The following is a 24272-nucleotide window of genomic DNA, read 5'->3' on the forward strand; positions in this document are numbered from 1 at the left end:
CCTCATTATCAAACCGGCAACAGGGAATACGCTATGTTTCGTAAAATAAAGATCCGTACCGCACTGAGCATGATGATTTTTTCATTAGCCGCATTATTACTTTTTGTCGGTATTCTGGGATTAGTTGCGGTGCAGTCTGGCAATAAATCCTTTGCCCGCGTGGATACCGAAGTGCTGCCAGGGCTGGTTGCACTGAATGAAAGTTCCGAGCTGCTGCTGCGTGGACGATTAGATTTGCGTCTGTATGAATCACTGATGGTCAATGGCGACACCGAGAAAGCCAAAGTCGCCTTAGAACGAGCCAGAGGTAAAGTAGACAGTGCCGGGGCGAAATGGCAGGACTATCTGAAATATCCGCAATCAGAAGAAGAGCAGGTGATTGCCACAGAAATGGCTGCCGCACGCGATACCCTGATGAAAACCTTTATTGACCCGGCGTTTTCCGCGCTGGAAGCGGGTAATCTTGACGACTATCGCCAGCGCGCCGGGAAGTCGACGGCACTCTATGCCGCCTTTGATAAAGCCTCAAAAGCGCTGGTCGCCTTTAAGCTCTCAAGCATTGATGTGGCGTATGAAGACTCCAGCGATCGGGTGAGCACTATGCAGTTCATCCTCTACTGCGCTATCGCCTGTGCCCTGCTGCTGGCCGGACTGGCCTGGTCAGTGATGACCAACCTGGTAGTGAAACCACTCAACAATGCCGTTACCGTGTTTGACCGCATTGCTGAAGGCGATTTACGTGCGCGTATTGATGCCAGCGGAAAAAATGAGATCGCCCATCTGTTTGCCGCCGTTCAGCGTATGCGTGACGGACTGGAAAATATGGTGCTTGTCGTGCGTAACGGTACCGATGCGATTGGCGCGGGCGTAGAGGAGATTGCTTCCGGCAATATCGATCTTTCCAGCCGCACCGAACAGCAAGCCGCCTCGCTGGATGAAACCGCGTCGAGCATGGAACAAATCATGGCGACGGTTAAAAACAATGAGGACAACACACGCAAAGCAAACGAACTGGCGCAAAAAGCCTCAGCCTCGGCTTCACGCGGTGCCAGCGTTGTCTCTGATGTCGTGTCGACTATGAGTGCCATCGAACACAGTTCGGCCAAAATCGGTGATATCGTCGGCGTGATTGATGGCATTGCATTCCAGACCAACCTGCTGGCGCTCAACGCCGCAGTAGAAGCGGCACGTGCAGGCGAAGCCGGTCGCGGCTTTGCGGTCGTCGCCTCTGAAGTACGAGTACTGGCCCAGCGTAGCGCAACGGCGGCGAAAGAGATCGGTTCGATGATCGATAACTCTCTCAGCCGTATTGAACAGGGCGTCGGGCTGGTGAAAACGGCAGGCAACACCATGAATGAAGTGATGGTCGACGTGAAAGAAGTGGTGGACATCATGGATGAAGTGATGCTGGCTTCCGGGGAGCAGACGCGCGGTATCTCGCAGATTAATATTGCCATTCATCAGATGGACGGCGTGACACAACAGAATGCCTCACTGGTCTCTGAGGTGGCAACGGCAGCCAGCTCCCTGCAACAGCAGGTGGTGAATTTGCAGCAGTCGGTCACCCGCTTCCAGGTCGAGGATGAGAAAACCACGCTGGAAAACGACCTGTTTAAAGGGCCACAAGATATGGCGTTAGTTAACCTGCGATAAACTCAGATGGGCCGGATGATGACGGCCCTTTTACCCATAAGATTATTCCCAACTACTCAATTTGCATTCTCCCCTCAATGTTTTTCTTTTCAGTCCGATGATAAACTCAGTGACACAAGGCCGGAGCGGCCGGAGCACATTTATATACGCTCCTAAAACTAAAAATTATAACGAACAACATTGTTTTGACGCCTCACTTTCTCTTTTTGAATATCAACACCATGTCCGGGAAACTGACCTATGAAGGAAAATTTGATTGAGCGCATTTCAACGGCGCTTGGATCGGAAAAAACGCTCGAAGGTTTTGTACGCCAGCTGCTAGAGATGCTGGAGCTGGTCACGGATATGGAGTCCACCTACCTGACCCATATTGATGCAGACGGTATCAAGCAACACATCGTTTATGCGCGCAACAGCGAAGCAATGCAGATCCCTGAAGGGCTGTCTGTTCCCTGGGAAGATACCCTGTGTAAACGCGCTCTGGACGAGGGCCGCAGTTATACCTGCGATGTTCCGGCAGTCTGGGGGGATTCCGAAGCCGCGAAAGCGCTGGGGATCACCACTTACGTCAGTACCCCGGTGTGGCTGGGTGACGGCGCGATTTATGGCACGCTATGCGCAGCAAGCTCAGAGTCTCGGGAACTGTCAGATCGCGCTGAACAGGTGCTTCAGCTCTTTGCCGAGCTGATTTCCCAGTACATTCGTAAAGAACAGCTGCTGGAAGAGCTGCAGGAAGCCAACGCTGCGCTTACGGCAGTGAGCCACACCGATGAGCTCACGGGCCTGCCAAACCGACGGGCAGTGTTTGCCAACCTGCCAAAGCTGTTTGCACACGCGCGTAACGATACACATCATCTGATGATGGCCTTTATCGATCTTGATGGATTCAAGCAGATTAATGACCGTTACGGGCACAAAACCGGTGATGAATTTTTGCAGGCCATCGGCGAGCGCTTGAAAGAGTTGGTGCACGAGGATGACGTTCTGGGACGCCTTGGGGGGGACGAATTTATTATTGCCACCCTTGATGCCTCAGATGCTCAGACCGCAGCCGCGACGACATTCAAAAACCGTATTTCGGCACTGTTGAGCGGACGCTATCATCTCTCGGGCACAAGGATAGACTATGCTGGTGCCAGCATCGGCATCATTCACGTGGACCCATCGCTCAGCACCCCGGACAGCGCCGTGCGCGATGCGGATGCCGCCATGTACGAAGATAAAGGGCGCCGCAAACAGCGTCAGGTCTGTGGCCAGTCGCTTTAGCAGACCCTATACATTGCCTGAACTTGCCGATTTCCGGGCAGGTATCCCTAAAGTTTCAGTGAAAGAGACCGATGTAAGTAGCACTCATCCTGAATTGTACGGACCTGTCATGTACCTGATTAAACCTGCAGAGCTGATTCTGCTGTCACTGACACTGGCATACTGTCTGGCAACGTATGTATGGTTCTAGCCCTCAAGGGATGAGGCATGAACAGCAATACTCATGTTTTTTGCTAAAGTATTTTACCGCCCTGCCGATGAAATTGAAGTCGGGGGGTTGCTGGAGAGACAGAAATGTCGACGACGGCAACCAGGTAAACCTGATGGCATAATACTTGAGTATCTGCAAAATTTAGCCGACAGATGAAGTCGGTTTTTTTGTTTTTGTTGTTTATTATATTCCATTCGTAATAAAATAACACACCACTCACACTGCCACCATAGTGAAATATCATAACGCCGTTACATATAAATGTGCGCATCATTACAATTACCACCGTCACTCACCAAAAAAAATAGACCACTTTCATTGTATTTGATAGTTTCACCTTACATATAAACATCAAGGATGTGATGATGAAATGGCAAAATCTTCTCTGTACTGCACGCCGTAAAGATAAAGAAAAAGAAAAAGAAAAAGAAAAAGAAAAAAGCAATCCATCTCATGCTCAAGCTGACACCTTATCTTTAAGCAAAGGACGTCAGGAAATTGAACGTGATTACGACCGCCTCCTTTTTTCTGCTCCAACTCGTCGGCTGGCAGATAAAACACAGGTTTTCCCCCTGGACCGTAATGACAGTGTTCGTACCCGTTTAACACATTCACATGAAGTGGCTAACTTTGCCCGAGGGATAGGGATAAGGCTGGCGTTTGACCTGAAAAAAGAAATTTTTGGTCACTTGGAGGACATCTGTGTGGAACGTGATGTCCCGGCTCTCCTTGCAGCCATTGGGCTAGCCCATGATTTGGGTAATCCACCCTATGGCCATCAGGGGGAAGCAGCAATGCGTTCCTGGTTTACTCGACATCTGACACATCTGGTCAAGAAAGAGGACAACCCACAAATCTATGATGACTTCTTCAAGTTTGATGGCAATTCACAAACGTTTCGTCTGGTCACCAAATTGCAAATTCTCAACGACCAGTATGGGCTTAATCTGACCTACGCCACGCTAGCGGCCTTAATTAAGTATCCACAATCTTCTTATACCAGGAAAAAAACACCGTGGAAAAAACAAGGTTTCTTCTATTCAGAATCTGACGTTGTCAGTGAAGTCTGGGAAAGAACCGGATTGAGTGAAGGGCTACGCCATCCGCTCACCTATATTATGGAAGCCTGTGATGATATTGCCTATTCCGTTCTGGATGCAGAGGATACAGTGAAAAAAGGCCTGGCCTCCTACCATGATCTGATTAATTTCCTGCAATGTTGGGATAAAAGTGACGATGAGGAAATTAAGTCCGTTATTAAAAAAACAGAGGAAAAAAATCAGGGATGGAAAACAAAGGGAAGCGATCTTTCTCCTGCTGAACTCAATGATATGAGCATGCAAATGTTCCGGGTTAACGCAACGAGCTCCCTGATCAATGCCGCTGTCGATGCTTTCCATGATCATCACCAGTCACTTCTCCGTGACGAATGCGACATCAAGGACTTAATGGGAATAAGTCGCGGTGCCGAGCTCTGTGATGCATTAAAAGAATTCGATAAAACTCGCGGCTACCGCCACCGTTCTGTTCTGGAACTTGAGCTGAAAGGGTCAAACTATATTCAGGGCTTAATGGATATGCTATGGGTGGGGATCCATGGACATAAAACCCGAGCGGCTACTCAGGAGGAAAAAGAGCGGGCAAAAAGTGAGTCTGGTTTCACACCCCAACCTACGCATCTCTCAGAGACGCCATTTGGGCGTTACGCTTATGGTCGCATTTCAGAAAACTACAGGCGAATCTTTGAAGATCCGAACAATACGTTACCAGGATTGTACAAAGAAGCACAGTTGCTGACTGATGCTATTGCAGGGATGACCGACAGCTATTTGATGGATCTTCATGATGAGTTAAAATCACTCTATGAATATGAAAGTCGTCAAAAACCAACAGCATCTTAAACGCCGTATCGACGATTTTTTCCTTTCCGGTTATGAAGGAAAGGCGGCCAGAGTGTTGATTGACACGCTGGCCGAACACAATCGTGCATGGATCTTCGGTGGAATGATCCGCGACATAGGGCTTTTTGGTCACAAAGGTTTCACTTCCGATATCGATATCGTGGTCGACAGTAACCACGAGGACTTGTTACGTGTTCTTTCAACCATCGATGTCCAAAACCTCACCTGTACTAAGCTAGGAGGTATACGCTTTCACTATCACGATATGGATTTTGATGTGTGGTGCCTGTCAGATACCTGGGCCTTTAAAGAAAATATTATTCCTCTTGAAGGCGCGCACAGTCTGTTTAAAACAACACTTATGACATGGGACGCCATTCTTTATGACATCCACAGTAGAGAGGTGATCAGCCCGGAAAACTACCTGGACGATCTTCATGAACGACGCCTGGAATTGGTACTGAGCCAGACCCCCAATGAGTCAGGTTCTTTGATTAAAATTCTGCGTACTATCTATTCCAAACGGGTAGAGGTGCTGGGACCAGAACTGTGTACATTCTTACATCAGCGACTTTATACATATAATTTCGATGCTTTGATGCATTATGAAATGACGCATTACCACACTAATTCCTTTACCGCTGCTCAAATTAATCAATTGTTGCAGAGTTTGCGTCTAGCCAACCCGGAATCCGATCTCAGGGTCAACATCAATCCAACGTAGCACTCCCAAGTTTCAATTGACCCGTACAGCGTTTTTTCCGGGAAAAAACAACCTTCCGGCTGAAGAATGATTATCCCACCGATTTATCTTTGATATGACTCAACATTTCCTGTCAGACCTGTGGTAGTATCCCTCCCGCTCTGCGGCCATCGTATAATGGTATTACCTCAGCTTCCCAAGCTGATGACACGGGTTCGATTCCCGTTGGCCGCTCCAGTTCTTCCCCTCTTCGCTTTGCCTCAGCCCGTTAACAACGCAACCATGAACACATTCAGGTTTTACTGACCGTATAGTTTTTGACCTTGTCATTTTGTAGCTGAATCGTCAGCGTTCTGCCTTCGGTCGTCGTTCCGGTTTTTGCCTGGCTCCAGGTCCACATCAGAATGCTCTGCCCCTGCGGGAAAGGTGTGTCTGAAGAGGGCTGACCAAACCATGTGATCAGTTCCTGCTTTGTGGTCACGTCATGATGGATTTTTGCCAACTGGGTATCATCAAAGTTCTGCCCTACAGAGGCGGTGCATCCGGTGAGCAGCGCCAGCGTCAGGCACCACATTACTTTTCTGTTCATTTCTGGCACCTTTGCCGTTAGGTTTATTCTGCTGCCCTCTAAACTACATTAAAAACCTCCTGAATAGTCACTCACTGCCGCTAACGTCCTGCCAACACCGGAGCAACCCACGCAATACAGATATTTTACTTATGCATAATTTAGCAGGTGATAGACCTTTTTGTTTGTAGCCGTCATTTTTCCTTTATGTAACGCTATCAATCCTAAAAGAAAATAATAACTATCACCTGCCTTCAGGAAAACGGGGTCATTCCCCCTTTCGGACTATACATAAGGAAAAACTATGATTATGGCGACACGCAACAACCGCTCATTCCATAAAACCCGCCTTTCTGCTGCACTGCTGCTGGCACTGACCAGCATCACCACTTTTGCCGTGCATGCTGACCAGCTGGCGGATATCAAAAAAGCCGGCGTGGTGAAAGTCGCCACCTTTGACGCCAATCCGCCGTTTGGTTCAGTGGATGCCAAAACCCACGAAATCGTCGGTTATGACGTCGACTTCGCGAAAGCTCTGGCAAAAACCCTGGACGTGAAGCTGCAACTGGTACCGACCAACCCGGCAAACCGCATCCCCCTGTTGCAGTCAGGTAAAGCGGACCTGATTGTGGCCGATATCACTATCACGCCTGAACGTGCAAAAGTGATCGATTTCTCAGTGCCTTACTTTGTCACCGGACAGCAGTTCCTGGTGCCCGTCAGTTCACCGGATAAACTGGATGGCTACGCGACGGCACGCATTGGTGCCGTAAAAGGCACCACCGGCGAACAGGAACTGCATAACCGTTTCCCGCAGTCACGCGTGCTGTCGTATGACGATATCCCACTGGCGCTGTCTGCCCTGCGTAATGGCAACGTGCAGGCAATTACTCAGGACAGCACCATTCTCGCTGGCCTGCTGGACGGTGCACCGGATAAAGCCAAATACAAAGTACTGCCTGAGTTACTGAGCAAGGAAGAGATTGGCGTAGGGGTGAAAAAAGGCGAAGCCAGCCTGCTGAAAGTGGTCAATGACGAACTGTTGAACCTGGAGAAAAACGGTCAGGCGGTGAGCATCTACGACACCTGGTTTGGCCCGCAAACTAAATCGCCACAACCCCGGTTATTCAAAATCGAAGCAAAATAATCAGCCAGGTATCACACATGCAGCAAGAAAATGTATCAACCGCAGCGGCGTCTGCGGTTTTTTCACATTCATCGCCGGGACAAAGTACCGCCGTCGAATTCCGCCAGGTCAGTAAGTCGTTTGGTCACCATCAGGTGATCACCACGGTCGATCTCAGCGTGGCCAGCGGTGAAGTCGTTGCCGTTTGTGGCCCGTCAGGTTCCGGTAAGTCAACGCTGATCCGCCTGATTAACCAGCTGGAAACCGTGAGCGATGGCGAGATCCTGATTGACGGTAAGCCAACGCGTGGACTGAAAGGGGCAGCACTTCAGCAACTGAGAACACATATTGGTTTTGTGTTTCAGCAGTTCAACCTCTACGCCCATCTGACCGCACAGGACAATGTCAGCCTGGCGCTGATCAAAGTACACGGCTGGAAGAAAACGGAGGCACGGGCAAAAGCGCTGGCCTTACTGACGCGCGTCGGCCTGGCCGATAAAGCACAGCATTATCCTGAGCAGCTCTCCGGCGGCCAGCAGCAGCGCGTGGCGATTGCCCGGGCGCTGGCGACTGACCCGAACATCATTCTGTTTGATGAACCGACCTCGGCACTTGACCCGGAGATGATCGGAGAGGTGCTGCTGGTGATGCGCGAACTGGCACGCAGCGGTATCACGATGATTGTGGTGACCCATGAAATGAGCTTTGCCCGCGAAATCGCTGACCGGGTGATCTTTATGGACGGCGGTGAAATTCTGGAGCAGGCCAAACCGGAAGATTTCTTTACCCGTCCCAACCACCCGCGCGCCAAGCGTTTTCTGCAGAAAGTGTTGTTCCCACTGCATCCTGAATCGCAGGTGGGCCTGTGAACTGGCAGCCCGACTGGGCAGGCGTGCTGACCGGGCAGCCTCTGCAATGGATTATCTCCGGTTTTTTCACCACCTTTTACGTCAGTCTGATTGCCAGCCTGTTCAGCACACTGTTGGTGGTGCTGCTGCTGGCCATGCGTCTGAGCCCATCGCGGATCGCCCAGGGCGCGGTGTCGGTATTTGTTTCCCTGTTTCGTAATACACCGCTGCTGGTACAGCTGTTGTTCTGGTATTTCGCCGCCTGGGGCGCGCTGCCGCAGAACTGGCGTTTTTACATCGGGGATATTCATCCCTGGGCAACGTTTCCTGGCGATATCAGCTGGCTGACGCCGGAGTTTCTCTGCGTTGTCTGGGGGCTGGGGCTGTTCACGGCGGCATTTTTAGTGGAAGAGGTTCAGGCCGGGCTCAACTCCGTGCCAAAAGGCCAGCGCGAGGCAGCGATTTCACAAGGCTTCAGCCGCTGGACGCTGCTGTGGGACATTTTGTTGCCCCAGGCGCTGACCAATGCCTGGCAACCTGTCGCCGGGCAATATCTGAACCTGATGAAGCTCTCCTCGCTGGCAACCGGTATTGGCTTTTCCGAACTGACCTATCAGGTCAGCCGTATTGAAAGCTACAACGCGCACGCCTTTGAAGGCTTTGCGGTGGGCACCGCACTGTATCTGTTACTTGGCCTTATTTTGGGTGGACTGTTAACCGTGATCGGCCCTAAACGCCCGCCGCGCCATCAACCAAAACGGGTGGAACCCGCCCTGTCGGAGCGTTCAAAAGATGGAATTTGACTACTCAGTACTGCACGATAATGCTGGCTACATGCTGTGGGGAAGAGTGGCGGAAGGTGAACCGGGCGGCGTATTACTGACGTTAATTATGGCCGTCTCTGCCGGTTTTCTGGCGCTGTTGCTGGGTGTGCTGATGGCTACGCTGGCCTGGCGCTACGGCGGCTGGACGCGCAGAGCGCTGTTTCTCTGGGCCTCCTTTATCCGAGGCATCCCGCTGATTTTTGTTATTTTCTGGCTCTACTTTCTGCTGCCGGTGGTGTTTGGCGGTTCAATCCCCGGCCCGCTGACGGTGATTATTGCGCTGGCATGGTTTACCTCAGCGGCGGTCATGCACTCAACGCTGGCCGGGCTGGAATCTCTGCCCGCCGGGCAGACAGAAGCAGGAGTTGCGTCAGGCTTCAGTAAAATAAAAATCCTCACCGTGATTCTTCTGCCGCAGGCGTGGCCAAATCTGCTGCCCTCATACCTGGGGTTACTGATTTCGCTGCTGAAGGACACATCGCTGGCATTTATTGTGAACGTCCCTGAACTCACAACGGTTGCCGGACAGGTTAACAATCGGGTGCAGATCTACCCTGCAGAGATCTTTCTGTTTGTTGGCGTCATCTATTATCTGCTGTGCAGTGCGCTGGCCTATCTGGCAGGAAAGGGATTAACACGGTGGCGTCTGGCTCGCTGATAAGCGCCTGCAAAACGGGCCGCCAGGATCAGGGTGTGACGGCCCGTTGTCTGACGGCACAGCGCAGGTTAACTGCCCTGTGCCGGCGACAGCCGTTTGCTGAACATCGTGTTCATCGCCAGTAAGAGAAGCCCCATGCCGATAACTATCAGGAAAAAATACCCCAGCCAGTGGAACAGCCAGATACCGGCCACACCGCCGATAAGAAATGCCATCACCGTATAAAAATGCAGACGCAGGCGTTCCATATAGAGAGGGGCATTCTGAGGTGACTCTTTACGCCGCAGAACATCAAACAGCATCGCCAGCTCGATGCCGATATCCGTTGCCGTTCCCGACACATGCGTTGTTCTGACACGCGCGTTGGAAATGCGTGTCACCACCGCATTCTGCAGCCCCATCAGGAAACTCAGGCTGAGGACCAGCAACGCGCCCGGAGAGGCCAGCGTCAGTCCGATCTCTGCTGCCCCCAGCGCCATCAGAGCCAGGCCTTCAATAAAGATATTTACCGCATAGATGGTACTGATGCCCCGCCTGCGGCCCGCATTAATGATCAGCGTTGAGCACACGGATCCCGCGATAAACAGGAATACGATAGCCAGAAAGAAGATGCCTGCACTGAAGTTGATTTTCGCCAGGTGATCGGACAGTGAAGAGATGTTCCCTGTCATATTGGCGGCAAAAAAACCCACACTTTCAAAAGCGGCGGTGTTCAGCGCCCCGGCGACGGCGGCCAGGGTGCAGGCAAGACGGCTGTCCGTATTAAACGTCCTTGCTGCATCGGTGGTGATTAACATTTAGCGAACTCAGGTCAAATGCGGGATGATGAATGATCCCCTTGTTTGTCGTGACAAACAAGGGGCCAGACAGCGTCTGAATCAATGTCTGGCAGGAACGATGCCAGGTCAGCAAAAAAGTGGGCACAATACCACCCGATTACCCCATGCGGGGATCGAAGAAGCATGTGAAAACTAATGCAGGCGATCAACTATTGGCTTCACCACTTTTACGCCATGCTGACCGTAAAATTGATATAACGTGTCGGAAGCAGCCTGGGTCAGAACCATAATTTCAATGCGCCGATTGCGTGCAGACAGGGGATCGTCAGGGACCAGCAGCATGCGATCGGCCATCGCGTTAACCTGAATGACCCGCTGTATTTCAAGGCCACCTTTTTCTAATACACTTCTGGCGGCCAGTGCACGGTCACCGGACAGATTCCAGTTGTTATATCCCGCGCTCTCAGGATAGGTCGCTGAATCCGTGTGTCCGTTGATGATCACCTGGTTATCAATACGATTGAATACCGGTGCCAGTTCACTCAACAAGCGAGTAAAGAAAGGCGTTATCTTTGCACTACCGCGCGGGAACATCATCCGGTCTTCATCATCCTGCAGCAAAATGCGCAGCCCCTGCGGCACTTTTTCCAGCGACAAATTTCCCTGTGCGTTTAATTCCGCGGTGATGCGTGCAATGGCCTCGCTAAGTTCATTTAACTCCTGATCCGAACGCGACAAGACGGTTTCCAGCGCCTCAGGCTGAGGGGGGGTCTGCGCGTCCAATTCTCTCTCTGCATCAGCCATAGCAGGTACAGAAGAGATGAGTGGCAGAGGGCCTCCGCCAGAAGCGGGATCGTTGACCGGGCTGAACGTCCCCCCATCAAAAATAGACACACCGTTCAGATGGGCAACAATTTCCCTTCGCTCCTCTTTCGATACGGAACTGACGATCAACTTCGTGGTGGTGACCAAGGGGGCGGAGCGTATTTCCGAAGTCTCGGCACGTTTCACCCTGGACGCCCTGCCCGGCAAGCAGATGGCGATCGATGCGGATATGAATGCCGGGTTGATTACGCAGGAACAGGCGCGAGCACGCCGTAAAGACGTTGCCAGTGAGGCCGACTTCTACGGTGCCATGGACGGTGCCTCCAAGTTTGTACGCGGCGATGCGATAGCCGGGATTATGATCCTGCTGATCAACGTGGTCGGCGGTATTCTGATCGGTATCTTCAAATATAATCTGGATGCCGGACAGGCCTTCGATCAGTACGTTCTCCTCACTATCGGTGATGGTCTGGTGGCGCAGATCCCTTCCCTGCTGCTGGCGACCGCCGCCGCCATTATCGTCACCCGCGTCAGCGACGATGACAGTGCGGGTATTTCGGATGACATTCAACGTCAGCTGCTGGCAAAACCCGGTACCCTTTATACCGCCGCCTTTGTGATGTTTGTGCTGGCCGTGGTTCCAGGGATGCCACATCTGGTCTTCCTGGTCTTTACCGCGTTACTGCTGTTTACGGCCTGGCGTCAAAGCCGACAGGTTGAGAAACCCGCCAGACATGAGCAAGATATGGCGGCATTAAGCAACGCACTGGAAGACAGCGACAGTATTAATATCTGCTGGCAGAGCATTCCCATGATTGAACCACTGGGGCTGAACCTCGGTTATAAACTGGTCACGCTGGTCGATAAAGCGAAAGGCAACTTACTGACCCAGCGCGTGCGTGGGGTACGCCAGGTTGTCTCGGAAACCAGTGGGGTACTCCTGCCGGAAATCTCTATCCGCGAAGATTTCCGTCTGAAGCCTGCACAGTATGCCATTAAGGTAAATGGCGTCCGCACGGCGGTCGGTGAAGTGCATCCCGATCGTCTAATGGCCATCCCCGGCGCTGAACAGTACGGTGAAATAGATGGGGTTCTGGATACCGATCCGGCGTACGGTATGGCTGTCACCTGGATCACCCCGGACATGAAGCCCCAGGCGCTGAACCTGGGCTATCAAGTGGTTGACTGCGCCAGTGTCATCGCCACGCATATTAACCGGGTGACACGTGAACATTTACCCGAACTGTTTAACTATGACGATATTACTCAGCTGAACCTGCGCCTGGCTGGGGTGGCCCCTAAACTGGCAGACGATCTGAACAGTGCGCTGAATTTCAGCCAGCAGTTGAAGGTGTATCGCCTGCTGCTACAGGATCAGGTATCGCTGAAGGACATCGCCACCATTGCCACAACGCTGGTTGAGAGCGCTGCGGTCACCAAAGATGCCATTCTGCTGGCCTCCGACGTGCGCTTTGCGCTGCGCCGGGCAATGGTGGCGGCTATCGCGCCAGACAGTAAACCGCTCTCCGCCTATACGCTGGATAACCAGCTGGAGAACCTGCTGCTGGGTTCACTGAATCAGGCACAACAGGCCGGAAAAGTGAGTCTGGACAGCTTCCCGGTGGACCCCAATATTCTCACCCAGCTGCAATCGACGCTGCCAGTGGTGCTGGAGCAGTTGAAAGCACAGAATCTGACGTCAGTGCTGTTGGTGACGCCACAGCTGCGCCCACTCATCGCCCGCTACAGCCGCCTGTTTGCTGCCGGTCTGCATGTGCTTTCCTATAACGAAGTGCCTGATGAAGTGGATTTACGTATTGTCGGCACGGTGAGCTGAGGAAGAAAAACAGCCGATAATTAACAACAAAAGATACAGGGAGGGGCAACGTAAAATCATTGAATCCTGGCAGGGAAAATACGTGTCCTTGCCAACTTCGTGTTTACAAAATAAGCAACTTAACTTAAATTAGACAAAGTCACATCTGCCTTACCAGAGGCAAACGGTTCAGGGAATGATCGTTAGGGATTATGTTAGTTTTATCATGGAGGATACAATGGCAACAAAATCATTTAGATTTTCAACTTTAGGATTTTTAACCCTTGAGGGGGTGGGTGCTTTACATGCATCTTCAACCTTGCTTTTGAATGTGACTGAACATGATGTAAAAGAAGGAAAAAAGTTATTTATATCTGCTTCTATGTTGTGTAATGCAGCCAGAGCTTATGGCTCAGGCCAGGTTAAACCCTGGTGCATCGTAGAAAATAACATTGACCACAAAAAATACAATTTAGATGCCAGAGATAAATCTTTTGCGCTCACACATGATGAAATACTTATCGGAAGTGCGGAATTTATAATACCCGCCAAGAAGTATATCCAGCCAATGTTGACGATTGAGAGCGGTTATATTTTAGCTACTGGATATACAGGTTCAATAGCGCCTTTCCCAAAGAAGTCAACATCAAAAATTTACCTGAATAACTTCAGGCAGATTTAACATGAAAAAAATATTATTATCTTTTGCAGTTATAGCCATTTTTTTCATGTGTAATTACACGTATTCTTACCCCGAACAGACTTCCTTTAAAAGCAACGCTGCCACCTCCCCTACCGCTCAGGTGGCAAGTTTAGTTGAAAAGTTGGTTATGGCTGACACTAAACAGAGTAAAAAAATTCTTGCTGAAATAGATTCAATCCGTAGAGAAAACCCAGAAAACACCGACATCCTGTTAATGTATGCAAACAGTCTCATAGGCGAAAAACAATACAAGCAAGGAATTAACTCCCTCAGGGCTCTCTATGAAAAAAAACCAATTCGTACGTATTTACTTACACAGTGCATGTTAAAAGAAAGGTTGGGTAATAAGGATAAAAGCTGTTACGACGAAGTCGTACATCTTTCTGAACAAAAAGATTTGATAGATTCCGATTATATAACAGCTCTTTTCTTTTCCGATACAGAAAAGTTCAAAAGCGTAAAAAAACAACTTATTAAAAAAAAGGAAGTTAAGAAAAGTGATTTTCTTATTTATACGTTGGGCCAGAAAGAGATGCTGCATGAACTTTTCCCCTAGATCGCTACCGGGTGGGGGCCTCTTCACTAATCAACATACCGAGCCAACTGTGCACGTTGTTTCAGGCAGTCATCTTCCACGACTCAAAGACCTGAATCGGGTATAGTGCACCTCTTTTCTGGCTGAGTACCGCAGTGGCTAATGGTATGACCCTCAATCGCTTTTGTTATTTTATTCTGATTCTGGCTGCTGCGGGCAGTGCGTTCTCTCTACATCCCTTTATAACGTGGGCCCTGCTCGCCAGCGCGCTGACGCTGATGGTTTATGGCATGGACAAAATGGCGGCCCGCAAAGCCTGGCGCAGGGTCCCTGAGTCCACCTTGCTGATATTGGGTGTTGTCGGTGGCTGGCCTGGCGCCATTCTCGGCCAACAACTCTTTCGCCATAAAACGCAAAAACAACCGTTTAAAACGTACTTCTTCCTCAGTGTGATAGTGAATATTATGGCGGTATTGATGATGCACTGGTCAGTGAGCTTGATCAGTTTTTAAAAGAATTTCCAACAAATGATCTCGCCGTAACGGCAATAAATATCATCACTGAAAAACGGCATGGTGACTGCGCTGATTATCCTCCTACCTTAGTCGATTTCCTCTCCTGGCTATCTTGTAAGCATCCCTGAAATCCGCGTAATTCACTTTTAAAGATCTTCCGACATGCTGATTATATCCCTTGAGGAGATCGCCATGCGCAAAGCCTGAAATAACGACTCATGGCTGATAAACCGGAAATATCAAAAAGTGTGTAAAACTAAAAATGGGATACTTAAAAAATTAAGTAAGATTGAAAGTATAACAACCCCACCTATAATGGGGTTGTTTATTAATCTAACATATTCATTGCGTTCAATATCAATTTATTGCTTTCGTTACATATTCAATTGTTTTTTGAGAATAATTTTTTGTATTAACATCTCGGAATGCAGCATCAGTAATGCTCCCCAAAATATTGGCATCAAGGTAATACATATGCCCTTCAGAACTTATAACACCGTCTTTTATTAACTTTTCTAAAAGCGCTCGTCCATCATCATCTCTCAACATGCGAGTATGGTTAACTTTATCCTGAAGTCTGGCTAAACGTCCTTTACTATGAGATCTGAAAGCCATAACAATACGACGAAAAACTCTCAACGCATCTTCAACACGCTCATCAGAGCTACTACTAGTGAGTTTATTTGAAAATGCAGACCAAGGGAATGCATCTGAAGATGGCCAATTAACATGAAGTTCAGCACCGTTCCTCACTAGAGGTACGGCTATAGGTTTGTCACATTCAAAATTCTTAGCATCGAAAACAACACTCGTATTCTCTTCATTTTTTTTGACTGACTTGATGATTATCTTGTCGCTATTTATGCGTAACTCATCACAAGTAATACTTATCGGAGATATCAGCTCTAATTGTTCACTGACTGAGAAATTAACATCGGATGTATCAGTATTGATAAAAACGCCACCAACCTTGCTACCGAGTGATATAACATCACAACCATCAGAAGAAAACTCAACTTCTTTGAATGCATCACCTTCAGAAATAACGAACTCAATGTTAAGCGTCATATCTTCGTCATCATTGACGATCAAAGTTGCATCATCTGTATTTTTTAGTTTCGACAAAACAGAATCATAAATAATACCAATTTGAGAACTCTTTATCTTTAAACATCCACCTTTAGGACTTGCCTCAACAAAAAAATCAAACAAGAACGGATTAGGCGTAATCTTCCCTGAGAGACAATATTTATTAGCAGCAATACAAATGTTTTCATCATCGCTTAACAAAGCATGTGAGAGAATGCATGCTTCAAAAACAGAACCCGCAGATTTCCTGCCTGTTCCATCTAAAAATGGATGCTGAGGCAGCATGTTACCTATGGCATCATCATATATAGAAATCAGGTCATTACTTAAGCAACGAGGCGTAGCTATAGCGCTCATACCAAAAATTCGGCAGGCCAACCTCTCTAACTGTTCGTCTATGGTATAAAGCTCGCTTTTAACATCATTAAATTTCTCTGATAGTTGAGATGTCAACTTACCTTGCTCTCTGGTAAGAATTGCCCTAGAGATATTTAACAACATTTCGCCATTCAAGATGGTTTTCATCTCTTCAGCAATTTTAGATGGGTTTCTTATAGCTCCTATTACTTTAGATACAGCATCTAAGACTGGGGCATATCCAAAAAACCTTGTTGACTCACTACCCGATATTTCTTTTAAAGCTTGAACCACCTCAGTAATTGAACTGTTATATACTGATTTATGATCGCGGAGAGAGATAGATAGATGTTTGTAATCATCACTAACTTCACTATCAAAAGCAAGTTTATTTAAAGATTTGTTAATAAACTCTATAGCTTCTGAATCATCAAAAAACTCAATATCGAAAACAGGACAATTTAAATCATGGTTTTCTTTTAAAATAAGCCATGTTTCTTCAATAATACCAACTCGCCCAAATATTATTATAGGTTTATTACTTCGAGTTGATACATTATTAACATCTTTCAAGAAGTCCTCGAATGAAGTCTGAGTTACCCTCAAACGTGCTTCATCCAGTGAGTCTATAACCAAACCGACTGTACCTTGGTCCCATTCTTGAAGGATATTTTTGTTTGCTAAACCTCCAATAACGTAATTACCAGCTATAGTCGATGCCACTGATAGATCAAGATATATAGATCCTGTTTTATTGCATAACTCCTTTGCCATCATTGACTTACCAACAGCGCCAGGGGCACTTATCAATATAATCCCAGCACCATCAACATCGCCTTTCAAATACTCATTAAGAGTTAACCTAGCTGATACGTAACCTTCGCTATCCTTTTTTGAAAAAAACCAACCATCAGCATCTTCCATAGAATCGGTTGATTTCACGCCTTGAAAATAACTTGATATTTCATTTATTCTATATTCCATATTAGCCTCATATTCTAAAGTATAATTTTACAGTGCTCTCCAAAAAATCACTGTAATTTACATGACAATCACTCATATCAATGCCGAAGCAACCCTCACCAATTTAAAAATAACATATTGACAAAGCAAATCGGCATGGTAATTATTATCAGCTAAAGAGGGCGTGCATTATCCATATAATTAAATCACCCAACCTTTTGAAGGTGATATTTAAAAATCAATTACTACAAAAATAAAAGTCACTCTCCTCATATGTGGTCACCTAATAAGCTAATTTTTATATTTTAATAATTAACTTTCTATAACTGACATTTATGCTGTTAGGCTGACTGTCAGTTATAGTAAGTAGCATTATTATTCTAACGCACTATTTTCAATAAATGTTTTACGAGCTACATTGCCAACAATGTTAGTAGAAACACCATCAAAGGCTCCACCAATAATCCCGCCAACGATGGGAATCATTTTTCCTAAGTTGATAGCTCCTTTTTCACCAAATTTTGTTAATAATCTAAAACCGACTTGCTTGTTGATTGCGAATATAGTTTCCTTGGAAATACTTTTGATTAACTGTGTGGACATTTTAGAACCGATGATAATGCCAGTACTTTTGAGGATGTCTTTTGCGGCGTTCCCGGCAAGGCAGCTATACACGAGGGTTTTTACGCGATCATCTTTGACATCATATCCGCCCATGAGAGCTATGGCTGTTATCATGCGTATCTGGACATAAATCACAGTCGCGATGCTTGCTGGAATTGCTACTGGAAGGGTGATTATTCCGCCAAGGCCCGAGACAAAACCAGTCGTTGCTGATTTGGTATTTTGCCAGCGAATGAGAGAGTTGACCTTTTCAGCTAAAAAGTCATCGCCTTTGAGATAACTCTCGGCCATTTCATAAGCCGAATCTGTTCCAGGTATGCTTCCATCCAGTGCCTTATCGTAAGCCCAGTTGAGGGCTTGCATGATTTTACCTTCGCTTAGTGCTTCAGCCATTCTAATTCCCTATTAAAATTATGTTAAGACAAAAATATTATCGGAATCATTAAGATAATCTTTAGAGTTGACCACCAAAAAAATTGTCCTTACCCCTGAAAATAGTTACTGTCTAAACTGAGGTTTCTGGTCTTTCTTTCATCACAGCGAGAAACCCATCGTCATGAAAAAGATCCGTTATAGCTAAGAATACATAGCGCTTGCGCTAAAGTAGGCAGAAACTGGCACCCGCGACGTGGAAGTCTGCAGAAAGATGTGTGTTTCTGAGGCCGCCTTTTGCAATTGGAAGAAGAAATTCGCCGGTCAGGGCATGATGGAACTCCGACTTCTGCGGCAATTGGAGGATGAAAATCAGTGGCTGAAGAAACTGGTGGCTGACCAAAATCTGGACAACGAGATGCTACAGAAGGTATTGAAGCAAAAGTTCTGAGGCCGGCTTAGAAACGCTAGGCGTTGCATTTACTGCTGGAAGCATATCTTATCAGTTTCCGCCGGGGATACGGCTTGCTAATGCAGAGCAGAACTGTCTACCACAGGTAAAACCGGCGTGACGTTCGGGCTATTACCCAGCGTATCCGGGGGATAGCGGAAACCCCGATACGATATGGTTGTCCGCGTATTCATACCCAGTTGCGGCGGGAAGTCTGGCGGGTTAACCACAAGAAAACACATCGTATTTATTGTCTGCAAGGTCTCAATCTTCGCAGAAAACGTCCTCGCAGGCATTTCAGTGTAGCACGTCGCCAGCAGCGTCCGGCCCTGACGCACATTGCTCAGTGCTGGAGTATGGATTTCGTGTCGGATAGTCTGCTTAATGGGAGGCATTTCCGGGCGCTGACTGTAGTGGATAATTTTAGTCGGGGGTGTCTGGCGTACATGTATGGAAATCACTGAAAGGTGAAGATGTGGTCGTCGTAATGGAGGCGCTACGGGTGTTGAACAAGCGCTTACCGGTACTTATTCAGACGGATAACGGCAGCGCGTTTAATCCAAAAAGTCTGGGTAAATGGGCGCACGAGCTTGGTGTTACCATGGACTTCTCCCGCCCCGAAAAATCGATAGATAACCCGTTTATTGAATTATTTAACGGGACTCTTCGGAGTGAATGTCTGAACATTCACTGTTTTCTGTCACTGTCAGAAGCCCGCATACTAACAGAGGACTGGTGCACAGAATATAACGAGGAATGCCCACATAGCTCACTGGGTGATATACCGCCTGTTATCTATACGAGGCAAAAACTGGCCGGTGACCCTCATTGGCGGTGGTACTAAAAACCGGAGGGACTACAACACCACGGCATCTAAGCGCAATGACGGCACGGCGACAGCCTCTGTCAGAAAGATGCGCGTTGATTCTAACACTACCTGGCGGGCGGCGTTAAAGCGTGCAGGCATTGAAAACTTCCGCTTTCATGATTTGCGACATACTTGGGCGAGCTGGTTAGTTCAGGCTGGCGTTCCGCTTTCGGCACTGCAGGAAATGGGCGGATGGGAAAGTATAGAAATGGTACAAAGGTATGCGCACCTGGCACCTAACCACCTGACTGAACATGCCCGGCATATTGATGCAATTTTTAAGGTGGATGTCCCAAATCTGTCCCACTCGGGAAAATTGAAAACGGGGAGTTGACTGTAATTCATTGAAAAATATTGGTACGCCCTACAGGATTCGAACCTGTGACCTACGGCTTAGAAGGCCGGTGCTCTATCCAACTGAGCTAAGGGCGCATTGTGATTGCGTCGAATTATACGGTGGGATCCTGCTGAGTCAACGTTTTTACCGCCTGGTGCTCCCTAATGCTGAAGTTATGAACAGTATCTAAGCTTTATCTCATAACGAGCAGGCAATCAGAGTAAGCGGTATGCGTTTTGTCTGTCGCCACAGAGGCAGAAGCAATAAGGCGCCCATAAAAAAACCCACCTGACGGTGGGCTTATCTTCTGAATAACTGAACAGAGCGCCTTAGTTGGTCGCTTTGTTTTTCAGCTCTTCTGCACCCTGCTTGGTTTTATCCCAGCCTTTTTCGGTGCCTTCTTTGGTTTTGTTCCAGGCCTTTTGGCTGCCTTCAGAAATCTTGCTGCTGGTTGAATTGCTCTCACCTTCTGCAGCATGTTTCGCCTTCAGCTTCATCTCTGCCCCCTCATTCTGGGACTTATGCAGTTTCTCTTTGGCGGTATCGGCACCTTTATGCGCTTCAGCAACGGTGTTATCGGTGGTCGTTGCGGCGAAAACCGGAGAAGCCAGCAGCAAAGCAGACAGTGCAATAATAGTCTTTTTCATTATTCCCTCTTTCTCTTTTTAGATGATTTGCCGTGTTACAACGTCATCCTGGCACAGTCAGTACCAGAAAGATTTAGGAATAAACCGGGAATGACCCGGTAAGTGTGGTTGTGGCTTAGTGGAACACCTCTGTCGCTGGACGAATGCACCTCAACGATTGAATCTCTGCCTGACAGCGGGGCGCGCTTCTGACAAAATAGGCGCAATCCCCGATTTAACTCAAAACAGATGGATCCCCTCTCTGATGGCAGCAAAAATTATTGACGGTAAAACGATTGCGCAGCAGGTGCGACAAGAGGTTGCAGAACGTGTTCAGCAACGTCTCGCAGCAGGTAAACGTGCGCCTGGTCTGGCCGTGGTTTTGGTGGGCGAAAACCCGGCTTCGCAGATTTATGTTGGCAGCAAGCGTCGTGCCTGCGAAGAGGTCGGTTTCCTCTCACGTTCTTACGACCTTCCCGCCACCACCAGCGAAGCGGAACTGCTCGACCTGATTACCAAACTGAATAACGACGCAGAAATCGACGGCATTCTGGTGCAGCTTCCGTTGCCTGCGGGCATCGACAACGTGAAAGTCCTGGAGCACATCGCGCCAGAAAAAGACGTCGATGGCTTCCACCCTTATAACGTGGGCCGCCTGTGTCAGCGCGCACCGAAACTACGCCCGTGCACGCCGCGCGGTATTGTTACGCTGCTTGAGCGCTATAACATTGATACCTTCGGCCTGAATGCCGTTGTCGTCGGTGCTTCCAACATTGTTGGCCGTCCGATGAGTATGGAACTGCTGCTGGCCGGTTGCACCACCACCGTGACCCACCGCTTCACCAAAAATCTGCGTCACCATATCGAACACGCCGATTTACTGGTGGTTGCCGTCGGTAAACCTGGCTTTATCCCCGGTGAGTGGATCAAGCCAGGCGCGATCGTGATTGATGTCGGTATTAACCGTCTGGAAAGCGGCAAAGTGGTGGGCGACGTGGAGTTTGATGTGGCGTCTGAGCGTGCCTCTTACATTACGCCAGTGCCTGGCGGCGTGGGGCCGATGACGGTTGCCACCCTGATCCAGAACACCCTGCAGGCCTGCGAAAACAACGACAATGGAGCAACAGCATAATGGCAAACTTCTCTCTGGGCGATCATCCCCATGTCGACCTGTGCGACCTGATGAAACTGGAAGGCTGGGTAGAAAGCGGCGCAATGGCGAAAATCATGATCTCTGGCGGTCATGTTACGGTGAATGGCGTAAAGGAAACCCGTAAGCGCTGCAAAATTGTGGCGGGTCAGAAGGTTGAGTTTGACGGTGAAAGCGTTACCGTGACGGCCTGACTTTCCGGCTGTGAAATAAAAAGGCGACCCGCGGGTCGCCTTTTTTTATGCTGCATCCGCAACGGGCCTGCGGCCCGTCGGCAGATTACTTACGGCGCCAGCTGGTGCCGCCTGCGGCATCTTCCAGCACGATGCCCATCTCATTGAGCTTGTCGCGTGCCACATCGGCCTGCGCCCAGTTCTTTGCCGCACGAGCATCAATACGCATCTGGATCAGCGCTTCAATCTGCGCCACTTCTTCATCGTTGATATTCACACCGCTTTGCAGGAACTGCTCCGGGTCCTGCTCCAGCAGGCCCAGCACGCCAGCCAAAGTACGCAAGCGCGCAGCCAGGCCGTTCGCCGCTGCTTTATCGGTGTCTTTCAGGCGGTTGACTTCACGCGCCAGGTCAAACAGCGCCGAGTAGGCTTCCGGCGTATTGAAGTCATCGTCCATTGCGGCGCGGAAGCGGGCTTCGAACTCTTCCCCACCCGCTACTTCAGCGCTGGCGTCGGTGTTACGGATAGCAATATAGAGGCGCTCCAGCGCGGAACGTGCCTGATTCAGGTTATCTTCGCCATAGTTCAGCTGGCTACGATAGTGGCCGGACATCAGGAAGTAACGCACGGTTTCCGCATCGTAATGCTCCAGCACATCACGCACGGTAAAGAAGTTGTTCAGCGATTTGGACATCTTCTCGCGATCAATCATCACCATGCCGGAGTGCATCCAGACATTCACATACGGGCCATCGTGGGCACAGGTAGACTGGGCAATTTCGTTTTCGTGATGCGGGAACATCAGGTCAGAACCGCCGCCATGGATGTCAAAGTGCTCACCCAGCTGTTTGCAGTTCATCGCCGAGCACTCAATGTGCCAGCCCGGACGGCCCATTCCCCATGGAGATTCCCAGCCGGGTTCGTCCGCTTTCGACATTTTCCACAGCACGAAGTCCATCGGGTTGCGTTTAACGTCAAGAGCCACTTCAACACGCGCACCGGCCTGGAGCTGTTCCAGATCCTGGCGTGATAACGAACCGTAGTTAGGATCGCTGTCGACGGAGAACATCACGTCGCCGTTGCTGGCCACATAAGCATGTTCACGCGCGATCAGTTTGCTGACCAGCTCAATGATCTCAGGAATATGGCGTGTCGCACGCGGTTCCAGGTCCGGCGGCAGGATATTCAGCGCGGCGAAATCCTTGTGCATCTCGGCAATCATACGATTGGTCAGTTGCTCAATGGTCTCACCGTTTTCATTCGCACGTTTGATGATTTTGTCATCAATATCGGTGATGTTACGCACATAGTTAAGCTCATAGCCGCTGTAACGCAGGTAACGAGCGACCACATCAAATGCCGCAAAGGTTCTGCCGTGTCCGATATGACAGAGGTCGTAAACGGTAATGCCACACACGTACATACCGATTTTACCGGCATGGATAGGTTTAAATTCCTCTTTTTGACGACTCAGGGTATTGAAAATCTTTAGCATTGAGACATTCCGTTTTAGCGTGTGCGGGATTAGCGATGAAGAGTTAATGCTTTATTCTGCCGTATTCTTCACGTTAGCGCCACGCTAATGCCAATGAGAGTGAGCCCCCCAAAATAATTCATGTTGCAGGAAGGCGGCAAGGACGCTTATCCCCGGGAACATAGATAACTTTGTGACCGGGGTAAGTGGATGCAGCCAACGCATCTGCAACGTGAAGAATGAAGGGGGAGGCTGACGAGCCATCACATTTTGTGATATAAGAGCCGTCTGTCGCACGGAACAGACGTGAGTCTCAGCTTCCGGCGCCCAATGTTAAATACTCCAACCCTGACAGGATGAGAATATGGTCACTTTCCAGACTAATCATGGCGATATCGTCATCAAGACTTTCGATGATAAAGCACCGGCTACCGTTAAAAACTTCCTTGAATATTGCAGCGAAGGTTTTTACGACAACACCATCTTCCACCGTGTGATCAACGGTTTTATGATCCAGGGCGGTGGTTTTGAACCGGGCATGAAGCAGAAAGACACCAAAGACGAGATCCGCAACGAAGCCAGCAATGGCCTGAAGAACACCAAAGGCACCTTGGCAATGGCTCGTACCCAGGCGCCACACTCTGCTACTGCCCAGTTCTTCATCAACGTGGCTGACAACGACTTCCTGAACTTCCGTGATGAAAGCCTGCAGGGCTTCGGTTACTGCGTTTTCGCTGAAGTGGTTGAAGGTATGGACGTTGTTGAGAAAATCAAAGCCGTATCTACCGGCCGCAGCGGCATGCACCAGGACGTACCAAAAGACGACGTGATCATCCAGAAAGTCACCGTCAGCTAAT

General features: G+C 48.9%; 21 protein-coding genes, 2 tRNA genes and 3 pseudogenes. 18 read left to right on the plus strand and 8 right to left on the minus strand.

Going from position 1 to position 24272, the window contains the following annotated elements:
• Positions 1–33 precede the first annotated feature (33 nt).
• The 5 genes from FY046_RS08465 (at position 34) to FY046_RS08485 (ending at position 5971) form a co-directional block, all read left to right on the plus strand.
• Entirely contained in the window at positions 34–1653 is a 1620-nt protein-coding gene (locus FY046_RS08465; protein WP_133845687.1) for a methyl-accepting chemotaxis protein, read from the plus strand.
• Between the two features lie 240 nt (positions 1654–1893).
• Positions 1894–2919 carry a sensor domain-containing diguanylate cyclase gene (locus FY046_RS08470; RefSeq protein ID WP_133845688.1) on the plus strand — a complete coding sequence of 342 codons (1026 nt, stop codon included), beginning with the start codon at positions 1894–1896 and terminating at the stop codon, positions 2917–2919.
• 573 nt (positions 2920–3492) lie between these two features.
• Positions 3493–5031: a dGTP triphosphohydrolase gene (gene dgt, locus FY046_RS08475; RefSeq protein WP_446185963.1), complete on the plus strand. Its 1539-nt coding sequence runs from the start codon at positions 3493–3495 to the stop codon at positions 5029–5031.
• A complete protein-coding gene (locus tag FY046_RS08480) occupies positions 4994–5755 on the plus strand; it encodes a hypothetical protein (protein WP_197931284.1) in 762 nt (253 codons plus the stop codon). The genes dgt and FY046_RS08480 overlap by 38 nt, the downstream gene beginning before the upstream one ends.
• A gap of 142 nt (positions 5756–5897) precedes the next feature.
• Positions 5898–5971, plus strand: a tRNA-Gly gene (locus FY046_RS08485).
• A 55-nt stretch (positions 5972–6026) separates the two neighbouring features.
• Here the strand turns inward: FY046_RS08485 and FY046_RS08490 are convergent.
• The gene (locus tag FY046_RS08490) at positions 6027–6323 is read right to left on the minus strand and encodes a hypothetical protein (protein ID WP_159337479.1); all 297 of its coding nucleotides are present in this window, start codon (positions 6321–6323) and stop codon (positions 6027–6029) included.
• A 283-nt stretch (positions 6324–6606) separates the two neighbouring features.
• Between FY046_RS08490 and FY046_RS08495 the strand changes: the two genes are divergently transcribed.
• Genes FY046_RS08495 through FY046_RS08510 form a run of 4 tightly spaced genes read left to right on the plus strand, consistent with a single transcriptional unit; the run spans position 6607 to position 9758 of the window.
• Positions 6607–7449 (plus strand): ABC transporter substrate-binding protein, encoded by an 843-nt coding sequence (locus tag FY046_RS08495; protein ID WP_446185964.1) that lies wholly within the window; start codon positions 6607–6609, stop codon positions 7447–7449.
• A 17-nt stretch (positions 7450–7466) separates the two neighbouring features.
• Complete coding sequence (locus FY046_RS08500) at positions 7467–8297, plus strand: amino acid ABC transporter ATP-binding protein (protein WP_205945425.1); 831 nt, start codon at positions 7467–7469, stop codon at positions 8295–8297.
• Positions 8294–9079, plus strand: coding sequence for an amino acid ABC transporter permease (locus tag FY046_RS08505; protein WP_159337482.1), 786 nt, complete (start codon positions 8294–8296; stop codon positions 9077–9079). The genes FY046_RS08500 and FY046_RS08505 overlap by 4 nt, the downstream gene beginning before the upstream one ends.
• On the plus strand, positions 9069–9758 hold the full coding sequence (locus FY046_RS08510) for an amino acid ABC transporter permease (RefSeq protein WP_133845694.1): 690 nt from the start codon (positions 9069–9071) through the stop codon (positions 9756–9758). The genes FY046_RS08505 and FY046_RS08510 overlap by 11 nt, the downstream gene beginning before the upstream one ends.
• 68 nt (positions 9759–9826) lie before the next feature.
• Here FY046_RS08510 and FY046_RS08515 read toward each other — a convergent pair whose 3' ends face one another.
• Positions 9827–10555 carry a YoaK family protein gene (locus FY046_RS08515; protein WP_133845695.1) on the minus strand — a complete coding sequence of 243 codons (729 nt, stop codon included), beginning with the start codon at positions 10553–10555 and terminating at the stop codon, positions 9827–9829.
• 174 nt (positions 10556–10729) lie between these two features.
• Positions 10730–11320, minus strand: a complete 591-nt coding sequence (locus tag FY046_RS08520) for an OmpA family protein (RefSeq protein ID WP_159337485.1) — start codon at positions 11318–11320, stop codon at positions 10730–10732.
• Positions 11321–11480: 160 nt separating this feature from the next.
• On the opposite strand from FY046_RS08520, the pseudogene FY046_RS08525 reads away from it, so the two are divergent.
• From FY046_RS08525 to FY046_RS08540, 4 genes and pseudogenes are all read left to right on the plus strand, one after another.
• Positions 11481–13199, plus strand: a pseudogene (locus FY046_RS08525) (flagellar biosynthesis protein FlhA); the annotation flags it as partial.
• 217 nt (positions 13200–13416) lie between these two features.
• The gene (locus FY046_RS08530) at positions 13417–13860 is read left to right on the plus strand and encodes a hypothetical protein (protein WP_446185965.1); all 444 of its coding nucleotides are present in this window, start codon (positions 13417–13419) and stop codon (positions 13858–13860) included.
• Position 13861: 1 nt separating this feature from the next.
• Positions 13862–14437, plus strand: coding sequence for a hypothetical protein (locus FY046_RS08535; RefSeq protein ID WP_200641439.1), 576 nt, complete (start codon positions 13862–13864; stop codon positions 14435–14437).
• Between the two features lie 146 nt (positions 14438–14583).
• Positions 14584–14928, plus strand: a complete 345-nt coding sequence (locus FY046_RS08540; protein ID WP_339456135.1) for a DUF1294 domain-containing protein — start codon at positions 14584–14586, stop codon at positions 14926–14928.
• A 360-nt stretch (positions 14929–15288) separates the two neighbouring features.
• Here the strand turns inward: FY046_RS08540 and FY046_RS08545 are convergent, their stop codons facing one another.
• Together FY046_RS08545 and FY046_RS08550 are read right to left on the minus strand one after the other, a co-directional pair.
• Entirely contained in the window at positions 15289–17361 is a 2073-nt protein-coding gene (locus tag FY046_RS08545) for a hypothetical protein (RefSeq protein ID WP_446185966.1), read from the minus strand.
• Positions 17362–17715: 354 nt separating this feature from the next.
• Complete coding sequence (locus FY046_RS08550) at positions 17716–18357, minus strand: EcsC family protein (protein WP_446185967.1); 642 nt, start codon at positions 18355–18357, stop codon at positions 17716–17718.
• A 193-nt stretch (positions 18358–18550) separates the two neighbouring features.
• On the opposite strand from FY046_RS08550, the pseudogene FY046_RS08555 reads away from it, so the two are divergent.
• Both FY046_RS08555 and FY046_RS08560 read left to right on the plus strand, forming a co-directional pair.
• Positions 18551–19631: pseudogene (locus tag FY046_RS08555) on the plus strand (IS3 family transposase).
• Between the two features lie 16 nt (positions 19632–19647).
• Positions 19648–19989: pseudogene (locus FY046_RS08560) on the plus strand (site-specific integrase); the annotation flags it as partial.
• A 21-nt stretch (positions 19990–20010) separates the two neighbouring features.
• Here the strand turns inward: FY046_RS08560 and FY046_RS08565 are convergent.
• Both FY046_RS08565 and FY046_RS08570 read right to left on the minus strand, forming a co-directional pair.
• Positions 20011–20087 (minus strand) — tRNA-Arg (locus tag FY046_RS08565).
• A 234-nt stretch (positions 20088–20321) separates the two neighbouring features.
• Entirely contained in the window at positions 20322–20639 is a 318-nt protein-coding gene (locus FY046_RS08570) for a hypothetical protein (RefSeq protein WP_133845700.1), read from the minus strand.
• A 244-nt stretch (positions 20640–20883) separates the two neighbouring features.
• Between FY046_RS08570 and folD the strand changes: the two genes are divergently transcribed.
• Positions 20884–21750 (plus strand): bifunctional methylenetetrahydrofolate dehydrogenase/methenyltetrahydrofolate cyclohydrolase FolD, encoded by an 867-nt coding sequence (folD, locus tag FY046_RS08575; RefSeq protein WP_167864084.1) that lies wholly within the window; start codon positions 20884–20886, stop codon positions 21748–21750.
• On the plus strand, positions 21750–21962 hold the full coding sequence (gene ybcJ / locus FY046_RS08580; RefSeq protein ID WP_133845703.1) for a ribosome-associated protein YbcJ: 213 nt from the start codon (positions 21750–21752) through the stop codon (positions 21960–21962). The genes folD and ybcJ overlap by 1 nt, the downstream gene beginning before the upstream one ends.
• 85 nt (positions 21963–22047) lie before the next feature.
• Here the strand turns inward: ybcJ and cysS are convergent, their stop codons facing one another.
• The gene (gene cysS / locus FY046_RS08585; protein ID WP_167864083.1) at positions 22048–23436 is read right to left on the minus strand and encodes a cysteine--tRNA ligase; all 1389 of its coding nucleotides are present in this window, start codon (positions 23434–23436) and stop codon (positions 22048–22050) included.
• Positions 23437–23779: 343 nt separating this feature from the next.
• On the opposite strand from cysS, the gene ppiB reads away from it, so the two are divergent.
• Positions 23780–24271: a peptidylprolyl isomerase B gene (gene ppiB / locus FY046_RS08590; RefSeq protein ID WP_133845705.1), complete on the plus strand. Its 492-nt coding sequence runs from the start codon at positions 23780–23782 to the stop codon at positions 24269–24271.
• Position 24272: the final 1 nt, after the last annotated feature.

The organism is Erwinia sp. 1181_3 (genome assembly GCF_052824965.1).